Origin of the sequence: Segatella hominis, assembly GCF_004535825.1 — a bacterium.
GTDB lineage: Bacteria > Bacteroidota > Bacteroidia > Bacteroidales > Bacteroidaceae > Prevotella > Prevotella hominis.
In genome coordinates this window covers 1-15,975 of sequence record NZ_SGVY01000067.1, presented here as the reverse complement: position 1 = coordinate 15,975, position 15,975 = coordinate 1, and the positions used below count along the sequence as shown (strand labels likewise).

Annotated in this window: 13 protein-coding genes and 2 pseudogenes; 4 read left to right on the top strand and 11 right to left on the bottom strand. The window is 44.1% G+C overall.

Features of this window, described 5'->3' with window-relative positions; genetic code table 11:
• A pseudogene (locus tag EXN75_RS18070) lies at positions 1-208 on the top strand (transposase); the annotation flags it as partial.
• 224 nt (positions 209-432) lie between these two features.
• On the opposite strand, the gene EXN75_RS15665 reads toward EXN75_RS18070, so the two are convergent.
• The 10 genes from EXN75_RS15665 to trhA all read right to left on the bottom strand — a co-directional run bounded on the left by EXN75_RS15665 (position 433) and on the right by trhA (position 8,820).
• Positions 433-816, bottom strand: coding sequence for a desulfoferrodoxin (locus EXN75_RS15665; protein ID WP_022110498.1), 384 nt, complete (start codon positions 814-816; stop codon positions 433-435).
• 97 nt (positions 817-913) lie between these two features.
• On the bottom strand, positions 914-1,078 hold the full coding sequence (gene rd / locus EXN75_RS15660) for a rubredoxin (protein ID WP_022110497.1): 165 nt from the start codon (positions 1,076-1,078) through the stop codon (positions 914-916).
• Between the two features lie 170 nt (positions 1,079-1,248).
• On the bottom strand, positions 1,249-2,361 hold the full coding sequence (locus EXN75_RS15655; protein ID WP_134844525.1) for an efflux RND transporter periplasmic adaptor subunit: 1,113 nt from the start codon (positions 2,359-2,361) through the stop codon (positions 1,249-1,251).
• A gap of 24 nt (positions 2,362-2,385) precedes the next feature.
• A complete protein-coding gene (locus tag EXN75_RS15650; protein ID WP_134844524.1) occupies positions 2,386-3,633 on the bottom strand; it encodes an ABC transporter permease in 1,248 nt (415 codons plus the stop codon).
• A 61-nt stretch (positions 3,634-3,694) separates the two neighbouring features.
• Complete coding sequence (locus tag EXN75_RS15645; protein WP_089542983.1) at positions 3,695-4,954, bottom strand: ABC transporter permease; 1,260 nt, start codon at positions 4,952-4,954, stop codon at positions 3,695-3,697.
• 15 nt (positions 4,955-4,969) lie between these two features.
• Positions 4,970-5,686 carry an ABC transporter ATP-binding protein gene (locus tag EXN75_RS15640; RefSeq protein WP_134844523.1) on the bottom strand — a complete coding sequence of 239 codons (717 nt, stop codon included), beginning with the start codon at positions 5,684-5,686 and terminating at the stop codon, positions 4,970-4,972.
• A 162-nt stretch (positions 5,687-5,848) separates the two neighbouring features.
• The gene (locus EXN75_RS15635) at positions 5,849-6,220 is read right to left on the bottom strand and encodes a GntR family transcriptional regulator (protein WP_022120379.1); all 372 of its coding nucleotides are present in this window, start codon (positions 6,218-6,220) and stop codon (positions 5,849-5,851) included.
• Between the two features lie 19 nt (positions 6,221-6,239).
• Complete coding sequence (locus EXN75_RS15630; RefSeq protein WP_134844522.1) at positions 6,240-7,082, bottom strand: hypothetical protein; 843 nt, start codon at positions 7,080-7,082, stop codon at positions 6,240-6,242.
• 13 nt (positions 7,083-7,095) lie between these two features.
• Positions 7,096-7,920 carry an ABC transporter ATP-binding protein gene (locus tag EXN75_RS15625; RefSeq protein ID WP_134844521.1) on the bottom strand — a complete coding sequence of 275 codons (825 nt, stop codon included), beginning with the start codon at positions 7,918-7,920 and terminating at the stop codon, positions 7,096-7,098.
• A 243-nt stretch (positions 7,921-8,163) separates the two neighbouring features.
• On the bottom strand, positions 8,164-8,820 hold the full coding sequence (trhA, locus tag EXN75_RS15620; protein WP_134844520.1) for a PAQR family membrane homeostasis protein TrhA: 657 nt from the start codon (positions 8,818-8,820) through the stop codon (positions 8,164-8,166).
• A gap of 294 nt (positions 8,821-9,114) precedes the next feature.
• Here trhA and EXN75_RS15615 point away from each other — a divergent pair.
• The 3 genes and pseudogenes from EXN75_RS15615 to EXN75_RS15605 all read left to right on the top strand — a co-directional run.
• Positions 9,115-9,399: pseudogene (locus EXN75_RS15615) on the top strand (alpha-galactosidase); the annotation flags it as partial.
• A 344-nt stretch (positions 9,400-9,743) separates the two neighbouring features.
• Entirely contained in the window at positions 9,744-12,260 is a 2,517-nt protein-coding gene (locus EXN75_RS15610; protein WP_134844519.1) for an outer membrane beta-barrel protein, read from the top strand.
• 231 nt (positions 12,261-12,491) lie between these two features.
• Positions 12,492-12,755 (top strand): hypothetical protein, encoded by a 264-nt coding sequence (locus EXN75_RS15605; RefSeq protein ID WP_118118729.1) that lies wholly within the window; start codon positions 12,492-12,494, stop codon positions 12,753-12,755.
• Between the two features lie 492 nt (positions 12,756-13,247).
• Here the strand turns inward: EXN75_RS15605 and EXN75_RS15600 are convergent, their stop codons facing one another.
• Complete coding sequence (locus EXN75_RS15600; RefSeq protein WP_134844518.1) at positions 13,248-14,726, bottom strand: L-fucose/L-arabinose isomerase family protein; 1,479 nt, start codon at positions 14,724-14,726, stop codon at positions 13,248-13,250.
• Positions 14,727-15,975 lie beyond the last annotated feature (1,249 nt).

Below are 15,975 nucleotides of genomic sequence, written 5' to 3'. Positions count from 1 at the left end.
CCTCCGAAGGATGGTAATATTCCAGATTTCAACATTTCAAAGATCGATATTTGCCCTTTTCGGGCCTATCAGAGAAGCTTTCGGCTCTTTCATGGCAATTTCTCGAAAGATATTCACCAGCGGAGCCAATTGCTATGTTTCACTCAGAATGACCACACTGGTCATGCTGGATTCAAAATATGCCCCCTTTTTAAAGTGGGCTCAGTGATGTAATTTAAATGTTAATAATTAAAATTGTATGCTTAATACGTTTTCTGTTTAAACGCATTTTTATGATTTAAAATTAGGTTTTTGGCATTACCAGGTGCAAATATACGAATTATTTCAATATGTTCCAAGGTTTTTAGAGAAAAGTTGCTTGATGAAATGGATAAAAAAGCAGGAGGGTGTGTCTAAAGTATAGAGACACACCCTCCCGGATAATTATATTCTTTAGATTTCCCCTTTCCACAGACCATGAAGGTTGCAGTATTCGCGAGCCACAACATCCTTGGCTTCTGCGTTGGTCAGGAAGATAGCTTCAGGCTTTTCGCCTGGCTTCAACTCGTGACGAAGCACATCTGTAGGGGTGAGCAACTCTATCCACTGGATGTAATGCTCTGGAAGCATCGGATGTTCTACGCTTCCTACCGTTACACGATATCCGCCCTCGATAGGTTCTATCACAGGCACATGTTTCTCCTTGGCACCATCACTGGTGTTTTCTTTCATGAGCTTCATTGGCTCGCCGCAGCAACTGAGCACGGCTCCTGGGTTTACTACTTCTACCACGTTGCCGCAAATCTGGCAGCGGTAGATTTCTCTAATCTTAGTCATAATGATTCCTCCTTAATATTAATTGATGACCAAATTGAATGATAAAAAGCTAACCGGGACAGGATGATAGGATTCTGTCCGGTCTGGATATTCAGGTTTATTCCTCAACAGGACTAAACTCGTCTTTTCCTACTCCGCAAAGTGGGCAAACCCAATCATCTGGAATATCTTCAAATGCTGTACCTGGAGCGATTCCTCCCTCTGGGTCACCTACTTCTGGGTCATAAACCCAGCCACAAACATCACATACATATTTTTTCATAATGCTTTTGTTTTTGATGTTAATATTGTTAATTAATTCACTCACTATCAGTAGAATATATTCTAACTGGTAGATGACACAAAGATACGTTTTATTTCAATAACTTCCAAGTTTTTTAAGGCAAATGATGTTAAAAGCATGAGTTTGATAGCATATTTACTCAATTTGCCTTATTCTTCCTTGCTGTCAGCTACGATTTGTGGACCGCGTACCTTATCTTTCAGCGACAGACCCTTTCTGATTTCTATATTCACGCCATCACTCAAGCCTGTAGTTACCTGGGTGCGTTCATAGGTCTTATCCTTATTGCTACCTTTTATAATATATACGAAGGTGGAGTCGCCGCTGAACTCGATGGCACTTTCCGGTATGGTGAGTACATGGGTTGCCTTGGAGAGAACGATTTCGGCATTGGCACTATAGCCGGAACGAATCTTTCCACCCTTCACAGAACGGACGGCTGCCTTCACCTCAAACTGGTTGGCTCCATTGTTTTCAACAGCCTTTGGAGAGATGTATTCCAAATCTGCATCAAACTTGAGATCCTGCAGGGCACCAATGGTAATCTTCATCGGCATTCCCACTACGAGATTGCCCACCTCCGTCTCGTCAATATTGCCACGGAAAATCAGGTCGTTCATGTTAGCTACACTGGCGATGGTAGTACCGTCATTGAAGGTGTTGGCAAGAATCACGGAGTTACCCACCTTGACAGGAATATCGAGGATAACTCCCGAAATGGTAGAACGGATGAGGGTGGAAGAGGCGCTGGCGTTGCTCTTGGAAACACCATCACGAACCACTTCGAGCGCATCAAGGGCGGCAACCTTCTCCTCCTTTGCCTGTTGCAACGACTGTTTCACTTTGTCAAACTCATCGGCGCTGACCAGCTGCTTCTTGTAGAGCTGTTCCTCGCGACCATAGTTTACCTGTGCCTGCTTCAGGTTTATTTCGGCAAGGCGCACACGAGCCTGCGCCGAACTGAGCTGTCCCATATCCGGAATCACCTTTACCTTGGCGATTACCTCGCCTGCCTGCACGAAGTCGCCTGCCTGCTTGCAGATTTCGGTGATGATACCGCTAATCTGAGGCTTAACGTTCACCTCGTTGCGAGGCTCTATCTTACCCGTAATCACCGTGGTTTTCAACACATCGCCCATCTTTGGGGTAAACTCGGTATATTCCACAGGTTTAGGCTGTGATTTCTCATAAAGGAACACAAAGGTTCCGATGAAAATCAAGGCGACGATTGCCGCAACAATCAACTTTGAATACTTTTTCATATCTTTTATATCTTATATTTTCTTTTATTCGTCTCTCATGGCATCTACCGGCTTGATGCTCATGGCTCGCCAGGCTGGGGCAAGTCCGGCAAGTCCGCCAAGGATGCAGATGAGGATGGCTGAAGAGATGGCCGTCCAGAAATCTACCTGGAAATGGGCGGTGAGAATGCCATCCGTGGTGTTTGCCATTTCCAGCATCTGCAGGATGGCTACTCCGAAGATGATACCGCTCATGCCTGCCACCAGGGTGAGGAGAATACTCTCTGAGATGATTTGCGAGAGAATCATCTTCGGCGTGGCGCCGATGGCTCGGCGAATGCCTATCTCGGTGGTTCGCTCCTTCACCGTTACCATCATGATGTTGGAAACTCCGATGGCGCCGGCGAGAAGGGTGCCGATACCTACCAGCCAGATGAGGAAGTTGACACCCTTAAACAGATTGTCGAGCATCTGGAAGAGCACCTCCGTATTGAACACCATGATTCCTTTTTCATCTGAAGGGTCGATATTGTGGGCTCTGGCTATGGTTTCACGCATTCGCTGGGCGATGCTGCTCATTACCACGCCCGGCTTACCGGTGGTGGCGATGATGTCGATGGCGGTTCCGCGGTTGTAGGCGGTGCGGAGCACGGTTTGCGGAATGGTGATGGTTTCGTCGGCTCTACCGCCGAAGTTCACGCCATTTCCCGAGCGGTAATCCACACCTACCACTGTGTAATAGGTGGAATCCACTCGCACGCTCTTGCCGCACGGGTCGCCGCCGCCAGGGAAGAGGGTCTTGTAAATCTGTTTGCCGATGACGCAAACCTTGCGCTGGTGGCGAACATCCATCTCGTTGATGTATCTGCCGTAAAACATTTTAGGCACGGAAACCTGGGCGTAGTCGGGATTCACGCCCTGCGTGCTGCCGCTGAATTTCTTGTCGCCAAACACCACCGACTTGTTACCTCCGAAGAGCAGCGGGGTAATGACATCGAGTTCGGGCACCCTGTGCCGCAGTCGCTCCAGGTCTTTCTCTTCCATCTGCCAGGAGCGCCCCTTGTTGAACCCCTTGTAGGGCTTGGTGGTGTTCTGCGCCCAGATGATGGCGGTGTTGGTGGCGAAGCCTGCGAAGTTGTTTTGCAGCATCTCCTTCAGTCCCTGTCCGCCACCCATCAGGGCGATGAGCATGAACACGCCCCAGAACACGCCGAAGCCCGTAAGCAGACTGCGGCTTTTGTTCCTCGTGATGGTATCGAGAATCTCTTTATATGTATCTAAATCTAATCGCATAGCCTAGTCTATATTTATAGTCTATATATAATAAGGTGTAAGCCCCATTAATCACTAATCACTACTCTGCTCTCAGCGCTTCTATCGGTCGGATTCTTGCAGCCTTGATAGCTGGGATGAGTCCGGCGATAGTGCCTGCGATGACGATGGCGATGGTAGCACCGATGCAGGTGCCGAGGCCCACCGTAGGGTTCACAAACATGGCGGCTTTAAACAGTCCGGTATCTACGGTGGTGTGGCCGATGGTTGCGTCCATGATTTCGTTTGCTGCCACGCCGCAGACCATTCCGATGTAGCCGAAGAACGAGGTGATGATGATGCTCTCGGTGATGATGAGCTTCAGTATCGACCAAGGTTTGGCGCCGATGGCTTTTCTTACACCAAACTCTCGGGTTCGCTCCTTCACGGTGATGAGCATGATGTTGCTTACGCCCACGATGCCGCTCAGCAGGGTGAACAGACCCACTATCCAGAGTGCCGTCTGCATGATGGCGATTCCCTGGTTCATCTGGATATTGTCCATGTATCGGTTCCAGAGCCAGATGGTGCGATCGTCATCAGGGGCAGCCTGGTGGTTGTTGTTGATGCTGGCACGATAGTTCTTCTCAAACTGCTCGTTATCTTCCTGGGTCTTCAGGTTCTTGATGGTGAACTCCAGACTTCCTGCATCATCGCCCTTGGCATAGATGGTCTTTATGGTGGAGTAGGCGATGAAGGCTTCGGTATTGTTGCGCGATTCATCATCCTTGTAGATTCCTACCACCTGGAAGTTGAGGTTGCTGATCTTTACGTTCTTGCCTACCAGCGAACGGTAGTCTTTGCAGAGTTCCTTGGCCTGGCTTCGGCTCAGCACCACATTCTTGCGCTGGTCCTTCATATCGATTTCGTTGATGAATCGTCCGGCAATCAGCTCCGTCTTGTCGATTTTGGGATGTGTAGGAGCCACACCCACCAACGACTGGCTTGCCACATAATTATCGCCGTAGTTGATGTTCACGTTATACTGTTCCAGTCTTCCACCCACATCATCCACGTACTGGCCGTAGGTCTGGTTGCTGATGAGGATGTCCCTGTCGTTGAGCGTGATGCTTCTGCCTTCCTTCAGTCCCTTGTAAGCCTTGGAGGTTTCGCCCGGGAATACTCGCATGGAGTTGGCAAGGAATCGGGTGCTTTGCTGCAACTGGGCATTAATCAGTCCGTTGCCGGCGCCCAGCAGGAATATCAGCATGAAGATACCCCAGGCAACGGCAAATCCCGTGAGCGAAGTGCGGAGCTTGTTGCGCTTCGACGTGCTCCATATTTCTTTGATTAATTCTCTCATGTTCCAAGTTCAAAGTTATTTCACGTAGTCTTTCGATACGAGATGATGGTCTCTGTTGTCTTCGATGCTTCCGATGAGTCCGTCCTTGATATGGATAACCTTATCGGTCTCGTTGGCAACACCGCTTTCGTGGGTTACCACCACGATAGTCATTCCCTCTTTCTGGTGCAGTTCCTTCAGCAGGTCCATCACTTCCACGCTCGTTTTGGAGTCGAGAGCTCCGGTAGGCTCATCGGCAAGGATGATTTCGGGTTTGGTGATGAGGGCACGGGCGATGGCTACACGCTGCTTCTGTCCTCCCGACATCTCGTTGGGATAATGGTTGGCCCATTGTTTCAAGCCTAACTTGTCGAGATATTCCATCGCCAGTTCGTGGCGCTTCTTGCGGCTCACGCCCTGGTAGAAGAGTGGAAGCTCCACGTTTTCCACCGCCGTCTTGAACGAGATGAGGTTGAACGACTGGAAGATGAAGCCAATCATCTTGTTGCGGTATTCGGCAGCACGGGTTTCCGAGAGGTCTTTGATGAGCACATCATTGAGTCGGTATTCGCCCGTATCGTAGTTGTCGAGAATACCCAGTATATTTAATAAGGTGGATTTTCCCGAGCCGGAAGTACCCATGATGCTGACGAACTCGCCACGTTCGATGTCGAGGTCGATGCCCTTCAGTACATGGAGTGGCTGAGCACCCTGATAGGTCTTGTTGACGTCTTTTAGATGAATTAATGACATATAATACGTTTGTTTATTGATATGAATTTTAAACGTTAGACGCTTGCAACCTTCTGAAAGTTGCAAGCGTAGCTCTTTTTTAAAAACGTGATTATATCCACCTTATTATATATAAGGCAAAGATAGTAGTTAAAAATATGCTTTTGAAAATGAATAGTGTCATCATATCTTTATCTTTTTGAGATTCTTCTCCAACTCTTCCTTCACTTCATCGATGGAGATATCGAGAAGCTGCATTTGTCGGGCGAGTTCCGGGAGTCTTTCTTTCATAAACTCCTTTTTGCGGGTCTTCTTGATCTGCTTCTTGGCTCCAGCGGAAACAAAGTAGCCCAGGCCTCGCTTGTTGTAGATGATCTCATCGGTGGCAAGCAGGTCGTATGCCTTCACGGTTGTGTTGGCATTTACCTCCAGCAGCACGGCGTATTCCCTGACGCTCGGTATTCGCTCGTCTTCCTTGTACTTGCCCGCCAGAATCTCATCGCTCAGTCGCTCGGCTATCTGTACGTATATTGCTTTATCGTTACTGAAAATCATAATCTTCAAATTTTAATTCTTAGATGTTGATCCACTTGTTGCAGATAACCTGCATACGGGTGAAGAACTTGTAGGATGCCCAATAGTTGAAGGCAGCCAAAGCAAGGAAAACAAAGGATGCTGTAATTGTTATACAATAGTCAGCTGTGGAACCATTGCTGAAGTTAATATGACTGAAGAAATCAAAAACTCCAGCTTCTCCTAATTTGTTGATTATGTATCCCAAAATCATACTAAGAAGAATGCCCGTGCAAGCTGTTAGCAATACAGGCAACTTGCGATAGAATGTTCCGCCAAGTGTTGCGAAAGAATGGGAAAATAGTATGAATGAATAGAGGGTAATCCATTTCAGCCAGTCGTTGTCGAAAGGTTGAATTGTGGGAATAATATGGCTGAGCACAGCCCAGGTGATGCTGATATGAAAATCTGGAGTGATGATGAAACTAAAGATGAACTGTATAACATCGGCCAAGATTACTGCTGCAAAAAGTTGAACCAGAACACCGATACTCATCATGAGTAATCGGGCCACAAACTTCTCTAGATTACAAGCAGGAAGCATCAGGAAACTCTCTCTTTGCAATTTAGTCTTCATGTTATTGAATATACAACTTGCCAAGACGTAGAACGCGATGAATGCTATTACAGAAAAGAACATGCAAACACTTACCTGGTATTGATGACCAGCCAGCTCTACATCGGTTGAGTTAAGCCAATATCTCATGCTAAAAAGTCGCAATACACAATAGATGGAAATGCAGATGGCGAGACCTGCTGTAGCTCCAAGATGACGCTGCCAGTTGGTGAGAATATCCCAACGAAGTACCATGCTTAATCTATGTAAATCGAAATTCTTTTTCATAATCGTCTAATTTTTAATCGTTTAATTTTCCATTAATTACTGCATTGAAGAGCAACTCCAGGTTCATCTGTGTTTCCTGTTTTCCCTCCTGACGCTTGCAGATGGCGGCATTGCCCTGCAGGGTTGGCTCGGCGTAGAGCACGGTGTCGTCCATCTCCTGTGGGTTGCGGTACTCGAAGGTGTATTTTTCGCAGATGTCTGAAACCGATGCATCGAGCAGGAGCTGGCTCTGATTCATGATGATGATGTGGTCGAGCAACGACTCTACATCGTGCACCTGATGGGTAGAGATGATGAGGGTGCGGTCTTCCGTCATGTTGTTGGCGATGACCTTACGGAACTGGCTCTTCGATGGGATGTCGAGACCATTGGTTGGCTCGTCCATCAGAAGAAAGCGGGTACCCGTGGCGAGTGCGAAACTCATGAATACCTTCTTCTTCTGTCCCATCGAGAGTTCGTTCAACTTGAGAGAGAGTGGTAAATCAAAATCCTTGAGGCAACGGTCCAATACTTCCTGCGAGAAGTTAGGGTAGAACCCCTGGTTCATCTTCACGTAGGTGGCGAGGGAAACGTTGGGCAGTTCAAACTCTTCGGGCACCATGAAGATGTCCTTCAGCATCTCGGCTTTGCGATCTTGTGCCGAAATGCCATCCACGAGAACGGTACCTTGTTGCTGGCGGAGCAATCCGCTGATGAGGTAGAGCAGGGTGCTCTTGCCTGTACCGTTCTTACCGAGCAAGCCATAAATGTTGTTCTCCTTGAGTTCCAAAGAAAAATCTCTAAATACAAGGTGCTTGCTACCTGGGTATCTGAAATCAATGTCTTTAATCTGTATCATAATCTTTAATGTTTTAGTGTACTACTTCAATAGAACACTGCAAAGGTATGCTTTTCTGCGATAAGTTCCAAACTTTGGGGCAATTATTTTCATACTTTAACGTATTGTTAACAATCCCACCTTATTATATTATAAGAAGAGTATGATATGGATGAATGTCTTGTAATATAGAGCATTATAAAAAAGTAAAGGCATCAGAAAGCGAAAAACTTTCCGATGCCTTGATCCTTATTCTTAAGTTGTTTAGATATATTTCATGAGAATGTCCCAAACGGCGATGATGTGGCAGACACTACCTGCCAGTACAAAGAAATGGAACACGGAATGCATGTATTTCTTCTTGTTGATACTGTAAAATACAGCACCCGTGATGTAGCAAATACCTTCTGCAATAATCCACCAGACTGTGGCTGGGGAAACAGAATCGATAAGAGGCTTGAAGGCAACGAGAACAGAGAGACCCATGCCGACAAAGCAGAGCGTCTCTAAGTTGCTGTGGTCCTTGAGCTTGGCAAAACTCATGACGGTTCCGGCAATGGCGCAAGCCCAGATAAAGATAAAAAGGCTCCATCCCCAGTAACCCTGTTCGCGCATGGCTATGAGCGTGATAGGGGAGTAGGAACCGGCAATATGCCAGTAGATGGCGGCATGATCCCATTTGCGCAGACGTTCCTTCCACTTGCTCCAGGCAGAAATGGCATGATAGGTGGTGGAAGCGATGTATGACATGAGCATACCGAAAAGATAGAGGATGATGCCCGCTGTGGCCCAACCATTGTGCTGAGTGAAACACCAATAGAGGAAGATGATGCCCACGATGACACCCAGCAGGATGCCTCCGGCATGAGACCAGGAGTTCCAGAGTTCCTCCTTATGGTTGAAATGAATTTTGAGTTTCATATTGTTTGATTATGTTCTTATCTTTAATACCCTGTTTATTTCTATTGCTTTTATATCTTGTATTCGTGGACAAAATTAGTATTATTATCTGAAATGCACAAACTTTTTTTCATAAATCTTCTCAAGAGATGATTTCGCATCTCTTTCCTATTGATTTTTCTTTGCTTTATTTATCAATTTCTTGCCCTTTTCTGCTTTCTCCTGAAAATAAATCAAAAAAGTATTGGTATGTATTGCTCTTTTTTATATTTTTGCATTCGAAAACAGAAGAAAATCTCTCTACTGCACTCCGACCGTATTCGTGCCAAATATAAAGATGTAGTTATCCAGTGCTGAGCGAGTGGTGGTGGTAGAGCCAACTGGGGAACCAGCTATTTCTTTCCAGCCATCGCTATGGCAAGCCATATCTCTGCGGTTCCTAATCATACTGTCTTCCGTACCACTTCCTTGAAGTATCGTATTGATGTGGCGATGAGTGGTCGTCTGGATATGGAAATCCAGCCTAAGAATATGACTGATGAGGAGAAGGCGCTTTGCAAGAAAGCCATTTCTGAGTATAAGAAAATTCGGGTATGTGTTCTTACCTATTTGAATATAGACAATACTGATATTTCTGTTCTTGTTAAAACATCGTCTAAGACAATAAGTAATGCCCGAAAGAAGGCAAACAGGAAATTGTTTGGTGATGATAGTGCTTCTACATTAGACGAAAATCTATTGAAATTTTAAGAGAAAGTCCACCAAAGGATACGTGATGTATTTTTGGTGGACTATTTTTTATCTCAAAATTTGCATACTTGTATTTTTTTTCTTAATTTTGTTGCCGAACTTTAATTCTATTAAAATAATAATAGTATTAATTTTGATATTGCTGTTGTTGCCTTGTAAACAATTAAAGGTGGCAATACAGAAACAAAAAAGTAATGATTGAACTCCTAAATATTCTGTCTATGAGATTTAGCTTATTTTTGATTTTCAGCGTCCTATTTTCTATTTCTGCATCTGCTCGGGAGCAGGAACTTTGGATATGGAAGAAAGTTTTCAACATCTTCACTAAGGAGCCTGTCTTGAACGCTAAGGTGGATTTGTTATCTGAAGACAGCATTCTCATTGCTACGAGCTTCAGTAATGCCATCATCAATGGCAAGAAGTGCGCTGCCATGTTTATTCTTAAAAAACCAGGCAAATATATTTTTCATGCCTCACATCCTGATTATGAAGATGTTTACGAGAGCTTTGAAATAGAGAAATTTTACAAAAAAGAGAGGTCCATAACCTTGAGAAAGCCTTTGTATATGCAGCGTAAATATCCTAAACAGCGCTCTTTGGACAAAGTACAACAGTTGGAAGAACTGGTTGTGAGAGGGCAGTTGGTTCAAATGAAAACAGACAGAATCATTTACCATGTCGATGCAGACAGCAGTGCCATGAAGGAAAACCTGATTGAGACTTTGAGAAAGATGCCGGGGCTTATCGTCAGCAGGAAAGGTGAAATTTCGGCGGACGATAATAGGAAGATAGTATATAAGCTAAATGGTCTGCGAGATCCGCTGGTCAATAATCCTATAGAGCTGCTTAGTGCGTTGAATTCAAAATACGTAAAGAAGGTGGAGCTTGTAACACATCCCGACTTACAGTATGGAAATGATGCCGTGGTCTTGAATATTACAACCAAAGGCAGACTGGAAGGTTATATGCTCACCATGTATGGAAAGGGAACCGACAGCAGTTTGTTTGGCTCCATTTGGGGAACATCTAAGATAAAACGTATCCGTTTTTCCGGTTGCTATTCCTTTAACGACATGTTTGGGCATTCCTCAACGTCTCGTTCGGAAGAGTTGCGTCACGAAGTTCTCGTTGACCACATGAGTATAACTGAAGGCAAAATAGGTGGAACCAGTTCCAAGGATCATAATATGGAGCTGTCTGCGAGCTATGATGTAGATGATCATAGTTTGTTGTCAGCCTATGCCCGGATTTTTTTGCGTAACAATATGCATTCGTCTTCCCGTTATGATGTTCAGGTAACCCAGGCAGATAATTCTCCCAGCTATTCTTATGTAAAGCAGCTGAATCATAGGCTCAAGTCGCCAGAGTACCAGGCCTCGCTGAACTATGAACGGGTATTCGGACCAGGAGGTGAAGGAGGAAAGTTTTTTGTGGGATACAATTATTATGGCCGTCCTTATATGGAAAAGAAAGAAATTTGCTATCAGGACCTTGATTCTGTAGCAGGATGTGCCAACTCTATTTCTGGCTTGATGGATTGTCTTCTCATGACCAGTAGTGGAGAAGACTGGCATACATGCGAGTTGGAGTACAATAGGCGTGTAGGAAAGCATCATTTGTTTGTCTTCGGTCTCAAGGGCTTGCTGCGCTTGGATCATGACGATAATGAGGAAAAATACTCCCCGATAGGACTTGGATATTATCGGGATAATACGGGAGTAAGTCTTTGCAAGCGCACTCAGAATTTTCTGCAGTCCAGTTTGGGCTATACATACAATGATCGTAAATGGCGGATTTCAGCTGGTCTTCAGTATGAAAATGACTGGGAGAAGTTGGCCAGGGCAGACAAAGGTTATACCTACAAGGTGAGTTTTTGTGATTTTCTTCCCAGCATGGGTATTTCCTATATCCTGTCGGATAGGGGAACCTTATCCTTAGGGTATGCTATGTCTGTATCTCGTCCCAATATTTTTGCTTTAGATCCCTATGTTGACAGTAGCACCGTCAATGAGTTGAGCTATGGAAATCCAGGCTTGAAGCCGCAGAGGAATCAGGACATATCTTTAACCGCTGCTTTCAGGATGGGAAGTGGTGATGCCTGGTATTTGAGCATGTCGTTGGCGCATCAATATTCCGACCGGCTTCTCCTGGGCTATAGCTATCTTGCTGGTAGCGTATTGCACACTACGAAGGATAATATAGGTCATAAAAACAATACCAATCTCGAACTGTCTTTGCGTAAGCGTTTTGGCGGATTCTTTTTCCGCACAGTCACATCTTTGTCCTATGTTCAGTATTCCGCTCAAAGAATAGGGCAATGGCACAAGGGATGGTTTGGCAGGTTGCGTTGTATGGCAGAATATGAGCTTCCCAAGGATTACTATCTTGAACTGGAGGGAAACTACCATACCAAGTATGTTATGCTCCAGGGTTATGGTTCTGAGGGATATGAATATGGTTTGAGCCTTACGAAGAAAGTGCTTGGCAATCGTCTTACGCTGATGGCTTCTGCCTATAGCTTTCTTCCCATTCATTACAGATGGACAAGTTCCACGGAATCAAAAGGTTACCATTACAAAGGTGCTGGTCGTAACTACCAGGCATCATTTGTGATTTCAGCAAGATATAATCTTGGTCATTTGAAGAGTCGTGTCAAGCAAACTCAAAAGCAAATAGTCAATAATGACGTAAAGACGGATTATACAAGATGAAAAGAGAATGTATGATATTTTTGTAAAGATTTCTTTTGTAAGAAAAGACTTATATTTGCGCAAGCTTTTAAAATAGGTCTTTTGACGGAGATGCTACAATTCTTAATGCAATAAATGTGCAGCGTTTTACAGGTTGCTTAACTAAACTTTAAATTGATGAAGAAGATTCTGTCTTTCTTTTTATTCTTCTTGCTTTTGTTGACAGGAAGTTGTTCAGACTAACGTGTACAAATGGCATGGTTGGTAGAAATGAATAGTCTGATGGAGAAGAATCCGCAGGCTGCGTATGACAGTCTGTGCAATCATCGCCAGGACATGTCACAATGTGGCGAAAAAGTAGAAATGCGTTATCGTATGTTGGAAGCAAAGGTATTGAATAAGCTTTTCAAGCCTATGCCTTCAGATTCCTTGTTTCAAGAAGTCGTAGATTATTATGATAGCAAAGGTGCCCCTAATGAGAAGATGGAGGCTCATTATCTCTTGGGATGTATCTAATAAGCGGCACAATATTGATTCAGTAACTAAATAGTATGTTATTGTAAAAGTTTTTATACTTTTGCAATAGCATAGTTTAATGATGCAATATAATGATGAAACAAACTTTTATATTTCTGTTCTTCCTGTTGGCGGCAAGAGTTCGCAGTCTTGAGATGGAGTGTAATTTGCTGATTTTCAGTAATATAACTGGTAGAAAATCTACATAACCTAACGATGCGCTTCTTTAAGGTCTAACGATGCGCTTCTTTAGCACCTAACGATGCGCTTCATTAACACCTAACGATGCGCATCATTAGACCTTAATAAAGCGCATCGTTAGAGTTCGTACTTGCACTTCTTTAGAGGAAATGGAATTTAAATATATATTTGTTAATAAAAAAGATTAATTTCCATTGTCTATAGCTACAGTATCTTTTTACGAAAAAGGGTGTGTCATGAACTTATGACACACCCTCTTGTGATTATAGGGTAATATAATATTTCTTATAATTACTTCCAAGGATTCTCTGTAGGATAAGGTAGACTTGCTGGCTGGTTGTAAGCGATGTCCTTGATGCCGAGATACTTGAATACCTCAAATAGGGTCTTACCTACGTGAGAGAATGCTACGGCTCCATGATGTGGATAACCCTTCTGTATCAATACGTGGCGGTAGAAACGACCCATCTCGTTGATAGCGAAGATACCGATACCACCGAATGAACGGGTAGGAACGTCGAGAACTTCTCCTTCGGCAATGTAGCTGCGGAGATTGCCCTCTGAATCGCACTGCAAGCGATAGAATGTGATGTCTGAAGCTGCTATGTCTCCTTCCAGAGTACCACGGGTAAAGTCTGGTTTGCCGCCATTCTCCAACAAACGGTTCTGAATCAACTGATACTTGATGGCACGAGTAGAACACATCTTGCACTGAGGCGTGTTACCGCAGTGGAAGCCCATGAAGGTATCGGTCAATTTGTAGTCGTACTTGCCAACGATGTCCTCATCATAGATGTACTTAGGTACTGAGTTGTTGATGTCGAGCAATGTTACTGTATCGTCGGAAGCACACATACCGATATACTCAGAGAGTGCACCATAGATATCTACCTCGCAAGCTACAGGGATGCCACGGCTTACCAAACGGCTGTTTACATAGCATGGTTCAAAACCGAACTGGCTTGGGAATGCAGGCCAGCACTTGTCTGCAAATGCTACATACTGGCGTGAACCCTTGTGGTTCTCTGCCCAGTCGAGTAATGTCAACTCAAATTGTGCCATGCGGCGACTCAAGTCAGGATAGTACTTGCCTTCGCCCATTTCTTCAGCCATATCTTTGCATACATCATCGATGCGTGGATCGTTCTCATGTTCCTTATAAGATACGAGAAGGTCGAGTTCTGAATTTTCCTCGATTTCTACACCCAGTTCATACAAGCCCTTGATAGGAGCATTGCAAGCGAAGAAATCCTGAGGACGAGGACCGAATGTAATGATCTTTAAACCCTTCAAACCGAGAATGACACGAGCCACTGGTACGAAGTCTGCTATCATCTTTGCTACATCCTCTGCTGTGCCTACTGGGTACTCAGGAATATATCCCTTCAAGTGGCGCATACCGAGGTTGTAAGAGCAGTTGAGCATACCGCAATATGCATCGCCGCGACCATTGATCATGTCGCCATCGCCTTCTGCTGCAGCAACAAACATTACTGGACCATCGAAGTTTTTGGCAATCAATGTCTCTGGTGTCTCTGGACCAAAGTTGCCAAGAAATACAACCAATGCATTGCAACCCTGTTCTTTCACATCTGCTACAGCCTTGAGCATATCTTGCTCATTCTCTACAGTTGTCTTGCAGTTGTACAAGTCACCTTTGTATTCTTTTACGATGTTCTCACGACGCTGAGTAGAGAGAGCAATAGGGAAACAGTCACGGCTAACGGCAATGATACCGAGCTTGACTACTGGAATGTTTTTGCTTACCATAATAGTATTGTTTTTGTATATTTGTATATTAATTATTTAGATTCTTAAGTTTTGTCACTGCGAATTCAGATTCCTTCCTTCGCTTGTTTACAGAGATGTCTCCATATAAATGGAAATTTTCTGACGACAAAAGTACAATTTTAATTTGAATACACCAACGGTTTTAAGATTATTTATCGTGAAAAATCGCCTGAAAATGAGCGTTTCTTTACTAATGAAACATAACGAAAGGTAAATGAAACATTTTATGCGGTTGTTACTTAAGTACTAAAGACTTGTTTGCGACTCGTATCTCTGAAAGATAGAAATCTGGGCTTCGGATTTACGGGTGGTGTCTGACTTGTGTACCATTGCGCTTCTCGGGGGACAAAAGTGCTCTTACCCGAGCACGATGGTGCCCTTGCCTTGGCACAATAGTGCCCTTCCTTAGGCGCTTTGCAAACTTGGCGAAACGAGAAAATCTGCTTGGCATTCTGTTTTTTGGAAAAATCTTTATAGCGTAGAAAATTTAAAATCGAAAAATGATTTTTCCCTTCACCCTTCACCTGTTCGCCTGAAAAGCCGATAAATACTGGGGATTCGTGGGTGAATGGTAAAATTTAACCCTTCACCACCCTTCACCGCCCTTCATCTTTTTTGCCGTTCTCACGGATTTTCGCGAAATTTGGCCTTGCGTCCATTGACTAATATGCCGTAATGACACACTCTCTCTTGGTCTTAATAGACGACCAGAGCTTGCCTTAATAGACGACCAGTTTTGGTCTTCATAGTAGGTTTTAAGGGTAAATGCGATTTTTAGATTGAGGTGATGGGAGGTGAAGGGTGGTGAAGGGTGGTTTTTAGTTGTTTTGTCTATAACTGTCTGTATGTTAGATATTTATATTGATAGGGTGAAGGGTGATGGGTTTTTCTCGTTTCGCTTTTCAAATTTCCTATTATATGATGTTTATGCCTGTGTATGCGTACCAGTGTGCAGGTGCAGGAGTGCGTATGTATATAATAATGTCAACTTGCATTAATTACTCTTTGATATGTGATTAAATGTTAAAATCTTAATGTTTTTGAAACTTTTTTCTTGAAATATTTGGTGGAATGGAAAATAGTTAGTACTTTTGCACTCGCTTTTGAGAAATCAAGCATTCCTCAAAGCGATAAAGAAAGAGTTCTTTGAAAGATTTTACATAAACAGACAAGTAGTACAAGAAGCGGTTAACTTCTTAGAAATAAGCGAGTTAACTGGGTAAAAGAA